Source organism: Shewanella sp. N2AIL, from assembly GCF_022690845.1.
GTDB lineage: Bacteria > Pseudomonadota > Gammaproteobacteria > Enterobacterales > Shewanellaceae > Shewanella > Shewanella baltica.
The window spans coordinates 102649-118862 of record NZ_JALBYT010000007.1 but is presented as its reverse complement, the minus strand read 5'-3'; the positions used below and the strand labels follow the sequence as shown (position 1 = coordinate 118862).

General features: G+C 45.6%; 13 protein-coding genes. 6 read left to right on the top strand and 7 right to left on the bottom strand.

Annotation, left to right across the window (positions count from 1 at the left end; translation table 11 throughout):
- Positions 1 to 2: 2 nt before the first annotated feature.
- Entirely contained in the window at positions 3 to 2450 is a 2448-nt protein-coding gene (gene fadE, locus MO387_RS06495) for an acyl-CoA dehydrogenase FadE (RefSeq protein WP_107947392.1), read from the bottom strand.
- 243 nt (positions 2451 to 2693) lie between these two features.
- Between fadE and MO387_RS06490 the strand changes: the two genes are divergently transcribed.
- Entirely contained in the window at positions 2694 to 3473 is a 780-nt protein-coding gene (locus tag MO387_RS06490; protein ID WP_006081496.1) for a class II glutamine amidotransferase, read from the top strand.
- 425 nt (positions 3474 to 3898) lie between these two features.
- On the opposite strand, the gene MO387_RS06485 is transcribed toward MO387_RS06490, so the two are convergent.
- On the bottom strand, positions 3899 to 4690 hold the full coding sequence (locus MO387_RS06485; RefSeq protein ID WP_086012652.1) for a DUF3108 domain-containing protein: 792 nt from the start codon (positions 4688 to 4690) through the stop codon (positions 3899 to 3901).
- Positions 4691 to 4906: 216 nt separating this feature from the next.
- The gene (locus tag MO387_RS06480) at positions 4907 to 5344 is read right to left on the bottom strand and encodes an MGMT family protein (protein WP_006087286.1); all 438 of its coding nucleotides are present in this window, start codon (positions 5342 to 5344) and stop codon (positions 4907 to 4909) included.
- Positions 5345 to 5638: 294 nt separating this feature from the next.
- Between MO387_RS06480 and def the strand changes: the two genes are divergently transcribed.
- From def to MO387_RS06455, 5 genes are all read left to right on the top strand, one after another.
- The gene (def, locus tag MO387_RS06475; protein WP_006081499.1) at positions 5639 to 6130 is read left to right on the top strand and encodes a peptide deformylase; all 492 of its coding nucleotides are present in this window, start codon (positions 5639 to 5641) and stop codon (positions 6128 to 6130) included.
- A gap of 264 nt (positions 6131 to 6394) precedes the next feature.
- Positions 6395 to 7240: a rhombotarget lipoprotein gene (gene rhlP / locus MO387_RS06470; protein WP_012197039.1), complete on the top strand. Its 846-nt coding sequence runs from the start codon at positions 6395 to 6397 to the stop codon at positions 7238 to 7240.
- A gap of 228 nt (positions 7241 to 7468) precedes the next feature.
- Positions 7469 to 8095, top strand: coding sequence for a LysE family translocator (locus MO387_RS06465; protein WP_107947394.1), 627 nt, complete (start codon positions 7469 to 7471; stop codon positions 8093 to 8095).
- 192 nt (positions 8096 to 8287) lie between these two features.
- Positions 8288 to 9187 (top strand): transposase, encoded by a 900-nt coding sequence (locus MO387_RS06460; protein WP_107947397.1) that lies wholly within the window; start codon positions 8288 to 8290, stop codon positions 9185 to 9187.
- Between the two features lie 201 nt (positions 9188 to 9388).
- Entirely contained in the window at positions 9389 to 10177 is a 789-nt protein-coding gene (locus MO387_RS06455) for an FMN-binding glutamate synthase family protein (RefSeq protein WP_234421012.1), read from the top strand.
- Between the two features lie 21 nt (positions 10178 to 10198).
- Here MO387_RS06455 and MO387_RS06450 read toward each other — a convergent pair whose 3' ends face one another.
- From MO387_RS06450 to MO387_RS06435, 4 genes are all read right to left on the bottom strand, one after another.
- A complete protein-coding gene (locus tag MO387_RS06450; protein WP_006081509.1) occupies positions 10199 to 10408 on the bottom strand; it encodes a hypothetical protein in 210 nt (69 codons plus the stop codon).
- A gap of 326 nt (positions 10409 to 10734) precedes the next feature.
- Entirely contained in the window at positions 10735 to 11118 is a 384-nt protein-coding gene (locus MO387_RS06445; RefSeq protein ID WP_006081510.1) for a VOC family protein, read from the bottom strand.
- A 500-nt stretch (positions 11119 to 11618) separates the two neighbouring features.
- A complete protein-coding gene (locus MO387_RS06440; RefSeq protein ID WP_107947399.1) occupies positions 11619 to 13895 on the bottom strand; it encodes an alpha-amylase family protein in 2277 nt (758 codons plus the stop codon).
- Positions 13892 to 16183 carry a glycoside hydrolase family 13 protein gene (locus MO387_RS06435; RefSeq protein ID WP_107947401.1) on the bottom strand — a complete coding sequence of 764 codons (2292 nt, stop codon included), beginning with the start codon at positions 16181 to 16183 and terminating at the stop codon, positions 13892 to 13894. The genes MO387_RS06440 and MO387_RS06435 overlap by 4 nt, the downstream gene beginning before the upstream one ends.
- Between the last annotated feature and the right edge of the window lie 31 nt (positions 16184 to 16214).

The window sequence follows — 16214 nt, the reverse complement described above, 5'->3', positions numbered from 1 at the left end:
GATTACGCTGCGCGTTCCTGTGAAGTGGTAGAAACCACTTCTGGACGCAGTTCAGCTGGGTCAAAATCATCAACGTTAATTGACTTCATACGACCGATTTCCGCTCTTTCTAGCAAGCTAACTTCATCGTCGCTCAGCACGCCTAGTGCTTTACCTTCAGCGGCTACTTTATCTAACCACATGAAGGGTAGACGTTTACCGCTCGCTTTACAGACTTTATCATGTAGCGGTTCAGACGCGATGATGTCCAGTAGCGTTTGTTCTTGGATCCCCACAGCATTGTGCTCAGAGTTGGTCCAGAACTGGCCTTTACCTAGACGGTCACGGCTTTCACACGGTGTTTGCATGATCTTAGCAACTTTATGATCTAACACATCGCTTGGGCGTTTCAGTGGACGACCGAATGGGAGCATCACCACGCGTAATGCGCCGCCAAGACCCATAGGGAAGTTATCCAGCAAATCGTCAAGAGAGGCTTGTAACTTGTACAGCGCATCTTCAACCGCCCATTGCACTAATGGTAAGTCGTCGGTTTGGCGGCCTTCATCTTCATAGCGTTTCAGCGTGGCTGATGCCAGATACAGTTGGCTCAGTAAGTCACCTAAACGGGCAGAGATACGCTCTTTACGTTTAAGGTTGCCGCCCAAGGTTGCCATGGCTAAGTCAGAGAGCAAGGCAAGGTTGGCACTGAAACGGTTCATCTGTTGATAATAACGTTTGGTTTTATCTGAATAAGGCGCGTTAGAGAAACGGCTTGATGTCAGACCTAACCAGAAGCTACGGATGAAGTTACTGGTCGCAAAACCAATGTGACCAAAGATGGCTGCATCGAAGTTAGCTAAACCTTGACCCGATTCGGTATCAAATGCTGACTCCATTTCTGCCAGTACGTAAGGATGGCAACGAATTGCGCCTTGGCCGTAGATGATCATAGAACGGGTCAGGATGTTTGCACCTTCAACGGTAATCGCGATAGGCGCAGCTTGGTAGCCACGGCCTAAGTAGTTATTGGGGCCAAGACACACGCCTTTACCACCGTGAATATCCATGGCATCGATAACGCATTTCTGCATACGATCCGTCAGGTGATATTTCACAATTGCAGAGATAACCGATGGTTTTTCACCTAAGTCGATACCTGTGGTGGTCAAAGTTGTCACTGCATCCATCAGATAGGCGTTACCGCCGATGCGTGCCATTGGCTCTTCGATACCTTCAAGCTTACCGATAGGCAATTTGAACTGACGACGAATGCGAGCATAAGCCCCTGTTGCCAGCGCTGCGGTTTTTACACCACCTGCTGAGTTTGATGGCAGCGTGATACCACGACCCACAGATAAACATTCCACCAGCATGCGCCAGCCTTGACCTGCCATTTTCGGGCCGCCAATGATGAAGCTTAATGGCACGAATACTTCGTTGCCGCGAGTCGGACCGTTTTGGAACATGCAGTTGAGCGGGAAGTGACGACGACCGGTTTCAACCCCTTCCATATCGGTAGGGATCAAAGCACAAGTAATGCCGAGTTCTTCTTTATCGCCAAGTAGATGTTCTGGATCGCGCAGTTTAAAGGCTAAGCCTAATACTGTCGCGACAGGGGCTAAAGTGATGTAACGCTTGTTCCAGGTCAGTTTCATACCCAGAACTTCTTCACCTTCCCATTGGCCTTTACACACGATACCAAAGTCAGGAATAGAGCCAGCGTCGCTACCGGCTTCTGGGCTGGTCAGTGCGAAACAAGGTACTTCTAACCCTTTGGCTAAACGTGGTAAATAATGGTTTTGTTGCTCTGGCGTGCCGTAATGTTGCAGCAGCTCTCCAGGGCCTAAAGAGTTAGGCACACCAACAGTTGATGCCAGCTCACTGCTCAAACCTGCGAGTTTTTGTAACACGCGCGATTGGGCATAAGCTGAATACTCTAAACCGCCGTATTTTTTCTTAATGATCATGGCGAAGAAGCCATTATCTTTCAGATATTGCCATACGTCGGCAGGCAGATCGGCAAGTTGATGTGACACTTGGTGTTGATTCACCATGCGGCACACTTCTTCAACAGGGCCATCGAGGAAGGCCTGTTCGTCTGCACTTAAACGCGCAACTGGGTAGTTATGTAGTTTTTTCCAGTTAGGGTTACCCGCAAACAGATCGGCTTCCCACCAAGTGGTGCCTGCTTCAATCGCTTCTTTCTCTGTTGAAGACATTTCCGGCATGATGCCGCGATATACCTTCATCAGTGGACGACTGATCACATTTTGTCTAAATGCACTGATATTTAACGGCAAGGCTACCACAAGGAAAATGATCCAAGAGATAGGGCCGACAACATCGAGTGTCCATCCTGCTGTCATCACAACAGCGGCTGCAATAGTGGCAGTGAGCAAAGATACCCGAAGGTAAGCTAGGGCTCCTAGCACTAAGATCATAGCGATGATCCAAAGTAGGGTAGTCACTGTAATTCTCCTTAAATATGACCGAGTGCCAACCACAGGTCATAGAGTGTTTTGTTGATTGCGATCACAATTATAGTTTGTGGTCAGACCTGTGTCGCATAAAAGTTAAACCTAAGACAATTTTAATACAAGTTTTTTTCAAACAATTGTTTAAATTATTTGTCAGCTTTGGTCATTCCACAAATGTCATCAACTAGTTACAATGCTAACAAGTGGATTTTTGATTGATGATGGGCGAGAAATATGTGCGAGTTACTGGCGATGAGCGCCAATGTGCCAACCGATATTGTGTTTAGTTTTACGGGATTAGCACAACGTGGAGGCGTAACGGGTCCCCACGTGGACGGCTGGGGTATTACGTTTTACGAGGGCAAAGGCAGTCGTACTTTTAAAGATGCTTGCCCGAGTAGCGAATCGCATATTGCAAAATTGATCAAATCCTACCCGATTAAAAGTGAAGTAGTGATAAGCCATATTCGCCAAGCGAATCGCGGCTGCGTATCTTTAGAGAACACCCATCCTTTTACCCGCGAATTATGGGGACGTTATTGGACCTATGCCCACAATGGCCAATTGACGGACTATCTGCCCAAGTTCAACGTTTCGCGCTATCAACCCGTTGGCGATACTGACAGCGAACTCGCTTTCTGCTGGATTTTGGAACAAGTTGCCCAGAAGTTTGGCGGCACTAAACCCGAAGATATGTTGGCTGTGTTCCATTATGTCGCGACGTTGGCCGAGCAAATCCGTGCCTTAGGTGTGTTCAACATGATATTGAGCGATGGCGAGCATTTGATGAGCTATTGCAGTAACAACTTATGTTATATCACTCGCCGCGCGCCGTTTGGCAAAGCGAAACTTATTGATACCGATGTGGTGATTGATTTTGATAAGGAAACCACGGCCCACGATGTCGTGACTGTGATTGCGACTCGTCCATTGACTGAGAACGAACAGTGGCATGTCATGCAGCCCGGCAACTGGAAGTTGTTTAGATTAGGCGAGCTGTTAATCGATCTTTGATGTTATCCAACAGCGCTAACACCAGCATCTGCGCGAAAAATGGGTGCGAGCAGATTTGCGGCTTATTTTGCTTTGTTCAGGTCACTTTTTAAAAAGATTGAGTCAGTATCTAACGCATCTTTTAGCAATCAAGGATTAGTGATAGGCCATTAGCAACGAACTTGTTGCAATGAACTGTCAGCTATGAACTAGTAGCCATGAACCAGTAGCTCTGGACTATTGGATCTGAACTTTGGCAATGAACCATTAGCTATGAGCATTAACCGAACTTAGAGGCTAGCCCTAGGTTCGGTTAAATATTAGTTCAGTTAAATATTAGCTCGGTTAGATATTCATTCGGTTTGGTTTTATCGGTGTGAGTTCAGCTAAGGCTTTGTATCATTGAGCTAAGTTGATGTCCTTAACTTAACTCAATGCTTTGCCAGTTAACCTTCCGTCGTACCGAGCAGTTTTGGTACTTGCGGTTGCTCAGCAATATCTGCCGGCTTGCTTTCTTGGCTCACAACTTCATCGAAGTGATACTTTAGCAACTTAATATCCAGCTGCTTACTGCCTTTTTCAAAATGTGTTAACCGCACGGGCAGGTAGGCTAAGTCTGGCGCCATCCAGAAGAAGGTTTGGCGTTTTTTATTGTCACGCACCACTTCAATTTTGACTGTGTCGTAACTGCCACTGTCGATGTTCATCCGTTCTCTGCCAATCACATGGAACTTGTATTCATCCAGTTCGTTATCTTTGACCATCTTGTAGTCAAGCGCTTCTTTGCCCGCGGCCATATCGAGCCTGAATTGCAATTGCACCATTAATGGATCGAAAATCTCGCCTTCATAGGGGAATTTACCTTTCTCGTCTTTATAACGGGTATGAATAAAGCCCTGCGCTTTGGCGAACGCGGTTTGCTCTGTGTAATTCGGGCCGACACCTTGGCGCTGCTGTAAGTAACGCAAAGGGCTGAGTTGACTATTTTCTTGAGTAAATTCACTCAAGATGTGGCGCACATCGGTTAACAATAACAGGCTAAGGTCGCTGTCAAAACGATACTTATAAACCCCATCTTCTGGATTGGGCAGCGTGTATTTGGCTTTACCGAGTTCGATATCCCCATAGTTGACTTGGTATTCAGCCGTCTGCGGTGTGAGCGGCGTCGGCGCGGCTATGGCAAACATACTTTGGGTGAGGGCAGTTAAGCTCACTAAAAATGTCGGAATGGTACGCAAAGAATGCTCCTTGGGTCGCAGGTTTTCACCTTGTATCACTACAAAACGCTCAGTAGTGGTTGATAAAAAAGTGTCGAGTAGCATGCTTACTTACACAGTTCAGGGTAAATCAGTTCAGCGTAAATCAAAAATCGGAATCGACGGTTAGCAGGTTATAGCCGAGGCCGACACTTCTGTAAATAGCGATGTAAACAGTTTATGGATCAGTATATTAAACTAAAATGGCATTGCCATGACTAAAGTGACCAGATCGGGACGCCACTGGTACTCAGACAAACTAACTTTGCCGCAGTTCACTGTTATGCCTTCGATTCTTAATAATTCCATCTGTTCCTGAAAGGAGACTGAATTTTTCTCGAAGGAGATTTTACCCTGACTATTGAGTACTCTGTGCCAAGGCAGAGACAAATGCTCGGGCGCAGATTTGAGTGCCTTGGACACATAACGTGCTCGCCCCGGTAATCCCGCATAATCGGCAATTTTGCCATAACTGCTGATTTTCCCCTGCGGGATCATCGCAACGATATGCCAGATTTTTGCCATGGGAGACAAGTCCACCGCTTGCGGCTGGTGACTCGCTAAATCCTGTTCATCTTGTTTATCTTTTTCAAGATAGCGATACAGCGGCGATTTGTCTTTTGGAAACGATGCCATCGAATAGTTGGCCCTCAGCTAAATGTGTGTTTATGCTCAGAGAATCACGCTTAAAAGGTACACTGTAAAAATCTTACGCGACGAGGTTGGGTTAGTGTAACGGCAAAGTCTGGTTTAGCGGAAGAAGTGAGGGCATTAAGCACTCAATGGATTATGCATTACTCGATATTTTTTATCGACTATCTCGATTGCTAACAAAATATTTAAACTGTTTTTAGCTTTAATATTGTGTAAATGGTCAAATAGTCCATAATAGCGCCAATTTTTTTGACTCGATGAGAGAAGATAACTGGCATGGCTGTACTCGATATTCTAACAATTCCCGATGAGCGCCTTAAACGTAAAGCGCAACCTGTAAAAGATATTGAAGCTGTTCAGGGATTTATCGATGATTTAATCGAAACCATGTATCACACGGATGATGGTATCGGTTTAGCGGCAACGCAAGTCGGCAGTACGGATGCGATTATCGTGATCGATTTATCTGACGGTCGCGACCAACCTCAAGTGCTGATCAATCCTGAAATCGTCGAAAAGTCTGGCGAGTTTGTGGGTGAAGAAGGGTGTCTGTCGATCCCCGGTTATCGCGCTAAAGTGTCACGTTTTGAGAAGGTCAAAGTGACCGCCTTAGACAGAACGGGCAAGGCTATCGAAATCGAAACCGATGAGTTTTTAGCCATAGTATTACAGCATGAAATCGACCATTTACATGGCAAAGTGTTTATCGAACATTTATCCATGTTAAAACAACAAATTGCGCTTAAAAAAGTGCGTAAATACGCTTAAGCCTATTGCATAAAAGCGTGCACAAAAAAGTGTATGAGCGCGCTGATTTGCGTGTTGCACCTCCTGACTAGCCGCATTTTACGATGCGGCTTTTTTGTATCTAAAATTAGTATGTAAAACCTGAGTTTGAATATCTTTGAGTTGATATGTGAACATAACAACTTGTTTTAACTGTAATGAGTGGATAAGGTAGCCAGCAATATCCGCTAGCAATAAATTCAGTAGCATCATTAGCGGCAGTGTATGGATACGGTAGGGAAACAGATGAAACTTAAGATCATAACCAGCGGCATAATCTCACTCGCAATGCTTTCACTCAGTGGCTGCAGCGCGTTTTTTAACGGTAATACCACAGATAAAAAGGCGGTATCGAGTAGCTTAGTCGAATACTTATATCCAGATGAGAAGAGCCGCCAAGCCCAGCAGCCATCCTTACCTGTACTGCGTTTGCCAATTACCGTCGGCATTGCTTTTTTACCTTCATCCCATTGGCAAGCTGATGCCATAGACAGTCGCGCCCAAGTCGCTTTGCTCAACAAGGTGAAACAATCCTTTATTAAATACGATTATATCGATCGTATTGAAATCATTCCGAGCACCTATCTTAAAAATGGTAAAGGTTTTAATACCTTGCAGCAAGTTGCCCGCCTGCATGACGTCGATGTGATGGCGCTGGTATCTTACGATCAACTGATGCAAAGCCACGAGAACAAATCCGCCATCCTTTATTGGACTATCGTCGGCATGTATTTAATCCCCGGTAATGAGAATGCCATTCAAACCTTTGTCGATACCGCAGTGTTCGATATGCGCAGCCAAAAGATGTTATTTAGGGCGCCGGGCATAAATCAGTTAACTGAAAGTTCAACCGCTGTTGGCGTGACAACAACTTTAAGGGAGAAATCCTATGAGGGTTTTGATCTTGCGGTGAACGATATGATAGTCAATTTAGACGATGAGCTCGCCCGCTTTAAAACTCGAGTTAAAGAAGAGCAGGTTGCCACTATTGAACATAAACAAGGTTACAGCGGCGGTGGCAGTTTATCCCTATTAATCCTTTCTATACTGGGAATATTTGCGCTGCGCCGTTTAACGATTTGCCGTGAATAAAAAATTAAGCGCCAATTAAGATCGTTAAGGATGAGCAAATTGAGGTTTGCTTTGAATCAAGACGTGGGCAAAAAGTATATAAAGTTGAGCACAGGCTCTGGTTATCAACTTACTTGTAGTTAACGTTTTGATTTTATTTTTAAAGTGGTTTGCAAAGGCTGCGGTATTGCGTCGGACACCACTTACGCGGGCGTGATACATTAGGCGTTTAACAAGGAGAAAAATTAAATGGATTTAAATTCACTATTACTGTTTGCAGTTGCTTGCCTTGCTATCAATCTTATCCCTGGACCCGATGTTATCTACATTGTATCTAACACAATGAAAGGGAAAATGATCAGTGGGCTTAAAGCTGCGATGGGTTTAGGTGTGGGTTATTTTGTTCACACGCTTGCTGCTAGCTTGGGATTATCTGCCATCATTCTCAGCTCAGCGTTGGCTTTTAGTATTGTGAAGTGGTTGGGCGCCGCGTATCTAGTGTATTTAGGCATTCAAGCGTTAATATCAATGTGGCGTGGCAACAATAAAATTGTGGTTGATGACACTAGCAAACCAAACGGCAACGTATTTTTCCAAGGCATTGTCGTTAGTGTACTTAATCCTAAAGTCGCTTTATTTTTCCTCTCTTTTTTGCCGCAGTTTATTGACCCGTTAGCAGGTTCAACGTCAATTCAGCTGTTAACCCTTGGTCTTATTTTCAGTTTGTTAGCGACCCTGTGTAACGTCCTTTATGCGTCGGCAGGAAGCTGGGTATTTAGTCGCCCCAATTCCCTGCGTTATTCCAGAGCCTTAGAGGGAATATCAGGGGTGTTGCTTATTGGCTTGGCCAGTAAAGTCATGGCCAGTGATAGATAGTTTTTTCTTAAGCATTTTTTCATAAGCCACCCATTGTAATTTAGCGATGACTCCTTTGTGAGTCACCAATTTCGCAACTAGGCTTAGGAGTTTTTCATAAGCCACCCATTGTAATTTAGTGATGACTCCTTGGTGAGTCACCCTTTTCTCAACTAGGCTTAGTATCTTTAATCCAGCACAAGGAGTGTGATGATGCCACAGCCAAGGAGAACTCAAATCAGTTTGGAAGATACGCCTTTTTATCACTGTTGTAGTCGAGTCGTTAGGCGTGCCTATTTGTGTGGTGAAGACCATTTCTCTGGTAAAAACTACGACCATAGACGCGAGTGGGTAGAGCAACAACTGCTTAAGCTGGCTCAGGTTTTTGCTATTGATGTCGCTGCTTATGCGGTGATGAGCAATCATCTGCACTTGGTACTCTGCGTGGACATTTACCAAGCTAATCAATGGAGTGATAGGGAAGTGCTTGAGCATTGGCATCAAGTATTTAAAGGCACTGAATTAACACAACAATTTGTCAAAGGGCAAGTTGTTGAAGCCCATGACGTGGTTAACCTTAAACACCATATCGCTCTATACCGCAGTCGCTTAAGTGATATTTCTTGGTTTATGCGCGCCTTAAATGAACCTATCGCCCGTAAAGCAAATCAAGAGGATAACTGCACTGGACGCTTCTGGGAGGGGCGTTTTAAATCCCAAGCCCTACTCGATGAGGCGGCAGTACTTGCATGTATGACCTATGTCGACCTCAACCCTATTCGTACTCAACTAGCCACATCACCAGAAACTTCGAACTTCACCAGTATTCAACGGCGTATTCGCGCGGTATTGGCAGGCAAACAACCCGAAACCTTACTGCCTTTTATCGGTAATGAGCGAGACAATATGCCTAAAGGGCTGTCCTTTGATGTACAAGATTATCTGCAACTGGTCGATGATACTGGCAGAGTTATTCGCGATGATAAACGCGGGAGTATCAGTTCGAGCAGTGCTAGCTTACTGAGTCGCCTTAATATTCCGCCTGAGCATTGGCTTAAGCTCACTCAACGAAGGCACTATCGCCACTGCTGTCTGAATTTAATGGCAAGCTGAGCTATTTAGAGATAGTCCACATTCAGAGATAGTTCAGCGCCAAACTTCACTCATCCATAGCAGTGGAGAGTTTGACTCGAACCAAATCGACCTAATTCCTGCTAACGATCTGAAAATCAACAAATAACCAGGGATAATCCCCGAAAACCTGACTTTTCAATCTCAGCCACAAACCGTTTGGTAAACGTAGCTTCGATATTCTTGGTTATTTTTATATCATGGGTGGCTTGTAAAAAACTTCCCGCAGCCAAAAATAATCAGGAAATTGCTGAAATAAGAGGTGTTCAACCCCATACCGATGTGCTTTCACCTCCCGGCCATTCCGCTTTTAGCGATGCAGAAGGGTTATTGCAGTTTGTTGAGCAATTGAGAGTGTTATCCAACGGAAAACCTGTCGGCTTCAAACTTGCCATAGGCAGTAAGCAAGAGTTTATTGAAATATGTGAAAAAATGCTCGAAACAGGTATCAAACCCGATTTCATCACTGTGGATGGTGCGGAAGGGGGAACGGGCGCTGCTCCCATCGATTTCTCAAACTATGTCGGTATGCCTTGGGAAGATGCACTGATTTTCGCCGTGGATACGCTCAATACCTACAAGCTTAAAAAAGACATAAAAGTGATTACGGCGACTAAGATATTTACCGCTTTTGATCTGTTTAAAGCCCTTTGTATTGGTGCTGATGTGTGTAATTCCGCTCGGGGTATGATGCTGGCTTTGGGTTGTGTTCAGTCCCTGAAATGCAACACCAATGAATGCCCGACAGGCGTCGCCACAAATAATCCCACATTAGTGCGAGGCTTAGTGGTTGCAGAAAAATGGAAAAGAGTCCGCAATTATCACCAACATATGTTGGACGATTTCTTGGCATTATTGGCCGCTTCGGGCTGCCATTCACTTGATGAAATGAATCGAAATTTAATTTATAGGAAAGTGGATAAGCAATGGCATTCCTATGCTGAAGTTGGAAAAACTCGGCGGATTTTATGACTTTAGCACTGACTCTTACGGTTACAACTTCACAAAATACGGTAGCGCGATGAGGGCGATGCCGATGCAGACGAGTAAGATTAGGTTGCTGACGAAATAAGGGTAGATCATCAGGGTTATCCCAACGACAAGGGGGATGGGTGCACCTTGGCGTTTGCCATAGGTGAAGAAACCAATGCCGAAGACACCAAATAGCATGCTCCAAATCAGTACCGCGGGATTATCTAGCACGCCTTGCTCCTTCTTATCTTCTGCATCTACTTAAGTTTGTCGTAATAGCTCATCACATTAGCTCATCACATTAGCCCATCGCATTAGCGCTTAGTCACTGCTCATAATGAGTTCTTAAGCACAGTGAGTGTAATCTTAAAGCAGACTTTCGGCGATTAAGCTTTCTTCATATTGCGACTTCACACTGTAACTTGTACTGCTACTTGTATTGGTATTTGAACTGCAAATTGAGATTTACAATTGATACAGTGACTTTGGATTTTGACCTCATAGCGGCGTTAAACACGCTTTTATATTTGCAGCTCGTTTGAGTTCCAATTGGGATTTTACACTTGGTAAAGCTCTAGGGGTAAGCCGTCAGGATCGCTGAAAAAGGTGAATTGTTTACCTGTGTACTCATCAATACGAATGGCTTCGACTTCAATATTATGTGACTGCAAGTGTGCAACGGTTGCATCAATGGATTGTACCCGAAAGGCTAAATGCCTAAGCCCGCAAGCTTCGGGATAGCTCGGTCTTTGTGGCGGCTTGGTAAAAGAGAACAGCTCGATTTGACTTAAATCCGGCAGCTGTAGATCGAGTTTAAAGGAGCTGCGCTGCGCTCGATAATGTTCCGCCAGCGGCTTGAGCCCTAAAATCGTCACGTAGAAGTGTTTGGATTTTTCATAGTCGCTGCAAATAATCGCCGCGTGGTGTATGCCGAGTAACATAGGTTTCCTAATATCGCGTTTAAGATATTGTCTTAGCAGTGCATCTAAGTATTTATTTTTTGTGCAGAGTTAATACCAATCACATTAAATATCTAATCAGTTCAGAGCCTCACAGGCATTTCAATCCAAGGCGCATTGACGCAGAAATGGTCATTCCCTTTTAAGTCAATGCAACACGGGAGTGGGATGCCTGTGAGGCTCCCGAAGGGCGGCTGATGTTAACGGCGTAGCAACGCGCTTTATACTGCGTTTAAGGCTTTCGACAGATCACCACTATGCCTTCAAGCCTTCGCCTTGTCTAAAGCGCGTTGAACTCCCGCTGAATGAACAGATATTTTATACGATTGGTATATGTTCTTATTAGATTAAGACCCATCATCCTAAGATGGCGGGTCTTATTTGGCAACGTGTTATCTCGCTGAAGCAGGCCACATTATTTATCGAACGCATTCGACCTTTATTATTCATAAGTCTGCTTATTCAGCCGCTTGCTCATTCAGCTACTTATTTGCAGACTCACTTTTCGGCTCATCTGCTACAACGGCGAGCGAAAGAATAGCCGACGACAGCGGGGCTAGGCTGAGCGCTATCTTGCCTTCGCCTTGTTCAAGCTGCAGCTGGCTTGTTTGATGATCTTCGAGTAAATCCTTAAGCGGATATACAGCGTCCTTTAATTGCAACTGACGGATAAGCTCTTTGGGGAGCTTGAGCTGTAAGGCTTTTGATTCGGTCTGACTGAAGTTACTGACAATAATCAGCTTTTGAGTCTGCTTTGAGGTCCCAGATATCGTCTCGAAGCGGGCAAAGGCGAAGGTGCTGTCGTCATAGCCTGTTTCGTTTGCAGAACTATTTTGATTACTCATATTTTGAGCGCTATTACTTTCAGTGATATGACTTTGAGTCGCATTCTTCTTGCTGCGATTCGCGGCATCGAGTGAATAGTATTGGCCTAACAGCGCTGGCGCCGTTTGGCCTGTGCTTAAATTCAATAGCTTTTGATAGTAAGCCCGCAGCGATGTTTCCTGCGCCGTTGATTGTCCTCCATCAAACTTGCCATTGTTCATCCAGCGCTGATGGGCAGGGACGCCAACATAGTCAAAAATACTGGTGCGTGATGCATGACCAAAGCCTGGATTATCGATGGCGGCTTCTCCCACTTCTTGGCCAAAATACACTAACGTCGGTGAAGTACTTATCGTTGCCGACACCACCATAGCGGGTAGGACGTAGTGTGGATTTACGGCTTGGGTCTCTAGGGAGCTATTCGTTGGTCTATTTGTTTGTAGCGATGCTAAAAATTCAGCATTACCAATACGTTGCTCGTCGTGGTTCTCTAAAAAGTGCAGCATGTGTGATTCAATATCCTGCACTTTTTCCTGATCCGCCGCGATATTAGCTGTGCTGGTTTTACCCGCCATCACGGCTTTTAGGGTGTCGTAAAGATCGACCTTATCGTACAGATAATCCATTTTTCCAAGCTGGATATAATCTCGGTACAACTTAGGGTTATAGACCTCGGCCAAGATAAAGGCATCGGGATTAGTGTGTTTTATCTGGCTGTTGAGGTAACTCCAAAACTCCACTGGCACCATTTCGGCCATATCGTATCGAAACCCATCGACACCTTTCGCTAGCCAATATTGGGCAATCTGATTGAATTTAATCCAAGAGCTTGGGATTTCGGCTAAGTGTTGTTGCCAGAAAGCGTAATGCTGCGCTTCAGTAAAAGTGGCGAATTTGGCTGGCAGGCGAGGGAAGTCATAGGTGCCATCTGGGCGTACGCCGTAATTGATTTTAACTGTCTCGTACCAATCATTGGCATCGGGTTTGGCTAAGCGTGAGCCGTTGCCAGTCCACTTTGCGGGAAATTCATCGAATTTGCCGTCACTTAAGGGATGAGCTTCTCCACCCAGCGGTTTAATCCCTGCGGGTAAGCTTGGCACCTCAAAGGCATGGGCTTGTCCTTTCGCTCCCTTCACACTGTTATCAACGACGTAATAGAAGTTGTTGTTTTTGGCGTACTCTAGACTGGTATCATCATCTTCGCCAAAATCGCGCACGCCTTGGGGTTTACTGACGGATTGATAATGGCGCGCCACATGGTTTGGCACTATATCGATAATCACCTTTAAGCCGTGTTGATGGGTACGGGCAATGAGCGCCTCGAACTCGGCTAAACGCTTGGCAGGATTGACCGCCAGATCGGGATTGACGTTGTAGTAATCTTTGACTGCGTAGGGTGATCCTGCGCGGCCTTTGACCACATCGGGATCATCAGTACTTACGCCAATCTCACTGTAATCACCAATCAAGGCATGGTGCGGAACGCCCGTGTACCACACATGGGTGACGCCTAGGTCCTTGATGCTATTGAGTGCGACATCGTCGATATCATTAAATTTGCCGACACCGTTGTCGGCAATTGTGCCCCAAGGTTTATTCGTTGGGTTTTTATTGCCATAGAGGCGAGTAAAAATCTGATATACCACAGGTTTTAGCGTCATAACCTCACTCTCTGACTTTGGCTGTAACTCATTATCAAGCGTTTGCGCCGATGCATTTGCATTGGCCGATAAGCAAAAAAGCGAGGCTGTTAATAAAGCTGCACTAGATAAAGAGGTATTAAACAAAGACTGTAGACATAAACTGAGTGATGATTGCCGCGACTGTCGGCGCTGCGGGGCTTTCGCCGCTTTGGTCAGTAAAGCCATTATGGGAAATTTAGCCGCTTGTTGGCTCTGAGTCACTCTGGAATCGATAGGTGATAAAAAGCTCAAGACTGAGTTCCTTTTTGAGTTGAGTTTTTGGCTAGGTTGATAGCACTGTTGTTAGTATGAGCGCGCGTTAAAGCGTTAGCTTTGCTCCTTGATCGCATTGAATCTTGGCGGCTCGGCAAGCCAGCATTCAGCGGCGACTTAGACTTAGAATTAGGCTTAAGCTCAAGGATAGTGACACCTGCATGGGGCAATGTTATCGCTTGATTGAGTGAAACTGTGTTGCCACTGATGATGTCAGTAGCGGCGCCGCTATCGCCAAGTACACTGGCAAAGCGGTTTATATCTAGCGTGACTGCCTTGTCATTCTTATTGTAAATCACCATGACTTTGTCGGCCGAGGGCTGAGTGCAGGCATTGTGTTGGGTTAGAGAATTGTTTTGTATTAGTGACTTGAGCGCTTCGGCTTTTTGTTCAGCTGATAATGGCGCATTTAATACGCAGCGAAATTGCACATAGATGCCATCCTGCGGCACAAAGTGCAGTAAGTCGCCCGATTGTAGCGCAGGGGATTGTTTACGGTAATTCAGTAGGGTTCTGACAAATTGCTGTGCTTGTCGCTGGGGTTCACTCAGCCCTTGGCCGGTAAAGGCGTTAGTGGCACTGTTGGCAAACCCACCGGGGAAATCACTGCGCACAACACCATCGTGACGGCCTTCGGTCGGGCTGGTCATTAACACTTCTGTACCGTAAAACAGCTGCGGAATGCGTTTGGCGGTCAGCACATAGGTGAGTGCCATCTTATATAAGTCTATATTTTCTTTCACTAAACTGAAGATACGATTGGTGTCGTGATTGCCTTCAAATAGCACTAGTTTACTGGGATCGGCATACACAACATCGTTGGCTAACATCTCGTAAAGCTTGATAAAACCTGTGTCCCAGCTTTCTGGCTCATTGAGGCTGGCAATTAATTTTTCATATAGCGGGAAGTCCATCAAACTGGGTAGATCTGAGGTATAGCCATCGGCATTGATTTTGCCCTTTTGCCAATAGGCAACTGTGATGGGGTTTGCGGTCCATTCTTCGCCCACAATATTAAAATTCGGGTACTCAGTCATTACGGCCTTAGACCATTTAGCGAGAAACCCTTTGTCGGCGTAGGAATAAGTGTCTTCGCGGATCCCTGAAAGTCCTGCGTACTCGACCCACCAAATACTGTTTTGGATAAGATAGGTTGCCAGTTTGGGATTGCTTTGATTCAGATCCGGCATAGTGTCGGTAAACCAGCCGTCGACAAAATCAATATGATCTTGCGCTGCCGCGTAGGGATCTTGCACTGTAGTGCGCCTATGACTGGTAAAACGGGGGCTGGTAACGCTGGATTTGGTATCGGCAGACTGAGTTAAGTCAGGCTTGGATTTGTGATTTTTTAGCGGCGTTTTTGTGGCGTCATTGAGCCAGTCTTGGCTAGGTAAATCGTTGAGCCACCAATGATTAGAGCCGATATGATTCACGACAACATCTTTAATCACCCCAAGGCCAAGCTTGTTTGCCTTAGCGACTAAGGCTTTATAATCCTCATTGCTGCCAAAGCGGGGATCGACGCGGTATAAATTGGTAATTGAGTAACCGTGGTATGAATATTGGGCTTGATTATTCTCAAGCAGTGGATTGATCCATAACTGAGTCACCCCGAGCTTTGCCAGATACGCTAAGTGCTGGCTGATCCCTGCGATATCACCGCCATGGCGAGCATCGGGATAATAGGGGTTGCTGGGATGGCTAGGAGAGTTAGCCGCAACTTGCTCTAGCATATCGGCCTGATTGTCATTACTGGTGTCGCCATTGGCGAATCTATCCGGGGTGATAAGGTAAATCACATCCTTATTGCTAAACCCTTGGCGCTCACGACTACCCTCAGCACGCGCTTGCAACGTATAGGGCAGGCGATAAAGAGGCGTGTTGGTTTTTGAAGCCGAGTCAGTGCTGGAAATCACCAGCTCAAAGGTTTGCGGCGCAGCTTGGCTAAGATCTAAATTGATAAACAGATAATGAGGGTTATCAATGTGTTCAAGGCTTTTTAGCGTGATGCCTTGTCCTTGGATATCAAGCTTAAGCTGCTGCGGTAAGCTAGGAAAATCGCGGCTATACAGCATCAACTGTAACTCAGGATTTTGCATCCCCGCCCACCAAAAAGCGGGTTCAAGTTTCAGGTCTTGAGGCTGGCTTGATGTGCCTTGAAGTGGTAAAGAGAGACTGCCTGAACTTGCCTGCGCTGTGTTGGCAGAGGCGCCTAGGCTAAGCATAATCACTAAGGAAGTGGTGAGAGTCCGCAGGTTTAATATCATATTCTTTCCTTGTTGATTCAAATTTAAACTG

Coding starts and splice junctions, on each gene's coding strand:
- MO387_RS06490 (WP_006081496.1), top strand. CDS start 2,694: ATGTGCGAGTTACTGGCGATGAGCGCCAATGTGCCAACCGATATTGTG.
- MO387_RS06480 (WP_006087286.1), bottom strand. CDS start 5,344: ATGGCATCGTTTCCAAAAGACAAATCGCCGCTGTATCGCTATCTTGAA.
- def (WP_006081499.1), top strand. CDS start 5,639: ATGGCTGTACTCGATATTCTAACAATTCCCGATGAGCGCCTTAAACGT.
- rhlP (WP_012197039.1), top strand. CDS start 6,395: ATGAAACTTAAGATCATAACCAGCGGCATAATCTCACTCGCAATGCTT.
- MO387_RS06465 (WP_107947394.1), top strand. CDS start 7,469: ATGGATTTAAATTCACTATTACTGTTTGCAGTTGCTTGCCTTGCTATC.
- MO387_RS06460 (WP_107947397.1), top strand. CDS start 8,288: ATGCCACAGCCAAGGAGAACTCAAATCAGTTTGGAAGATACGCCTTTT.
- MO387_RS06445 (WP_006081510.1), bottom strand. CDS start 11,118: ATGTTACTCGGCATACACCACGCGGCGATTATTTGCAGCGACTATGAA.
- MO387_RS06435 (WP_107947401.1), bottom strand. CDS start 16,183: ATGATATTAAACCTGCGGACTCTCACCACTTCCTTAGTGATTATGCTT.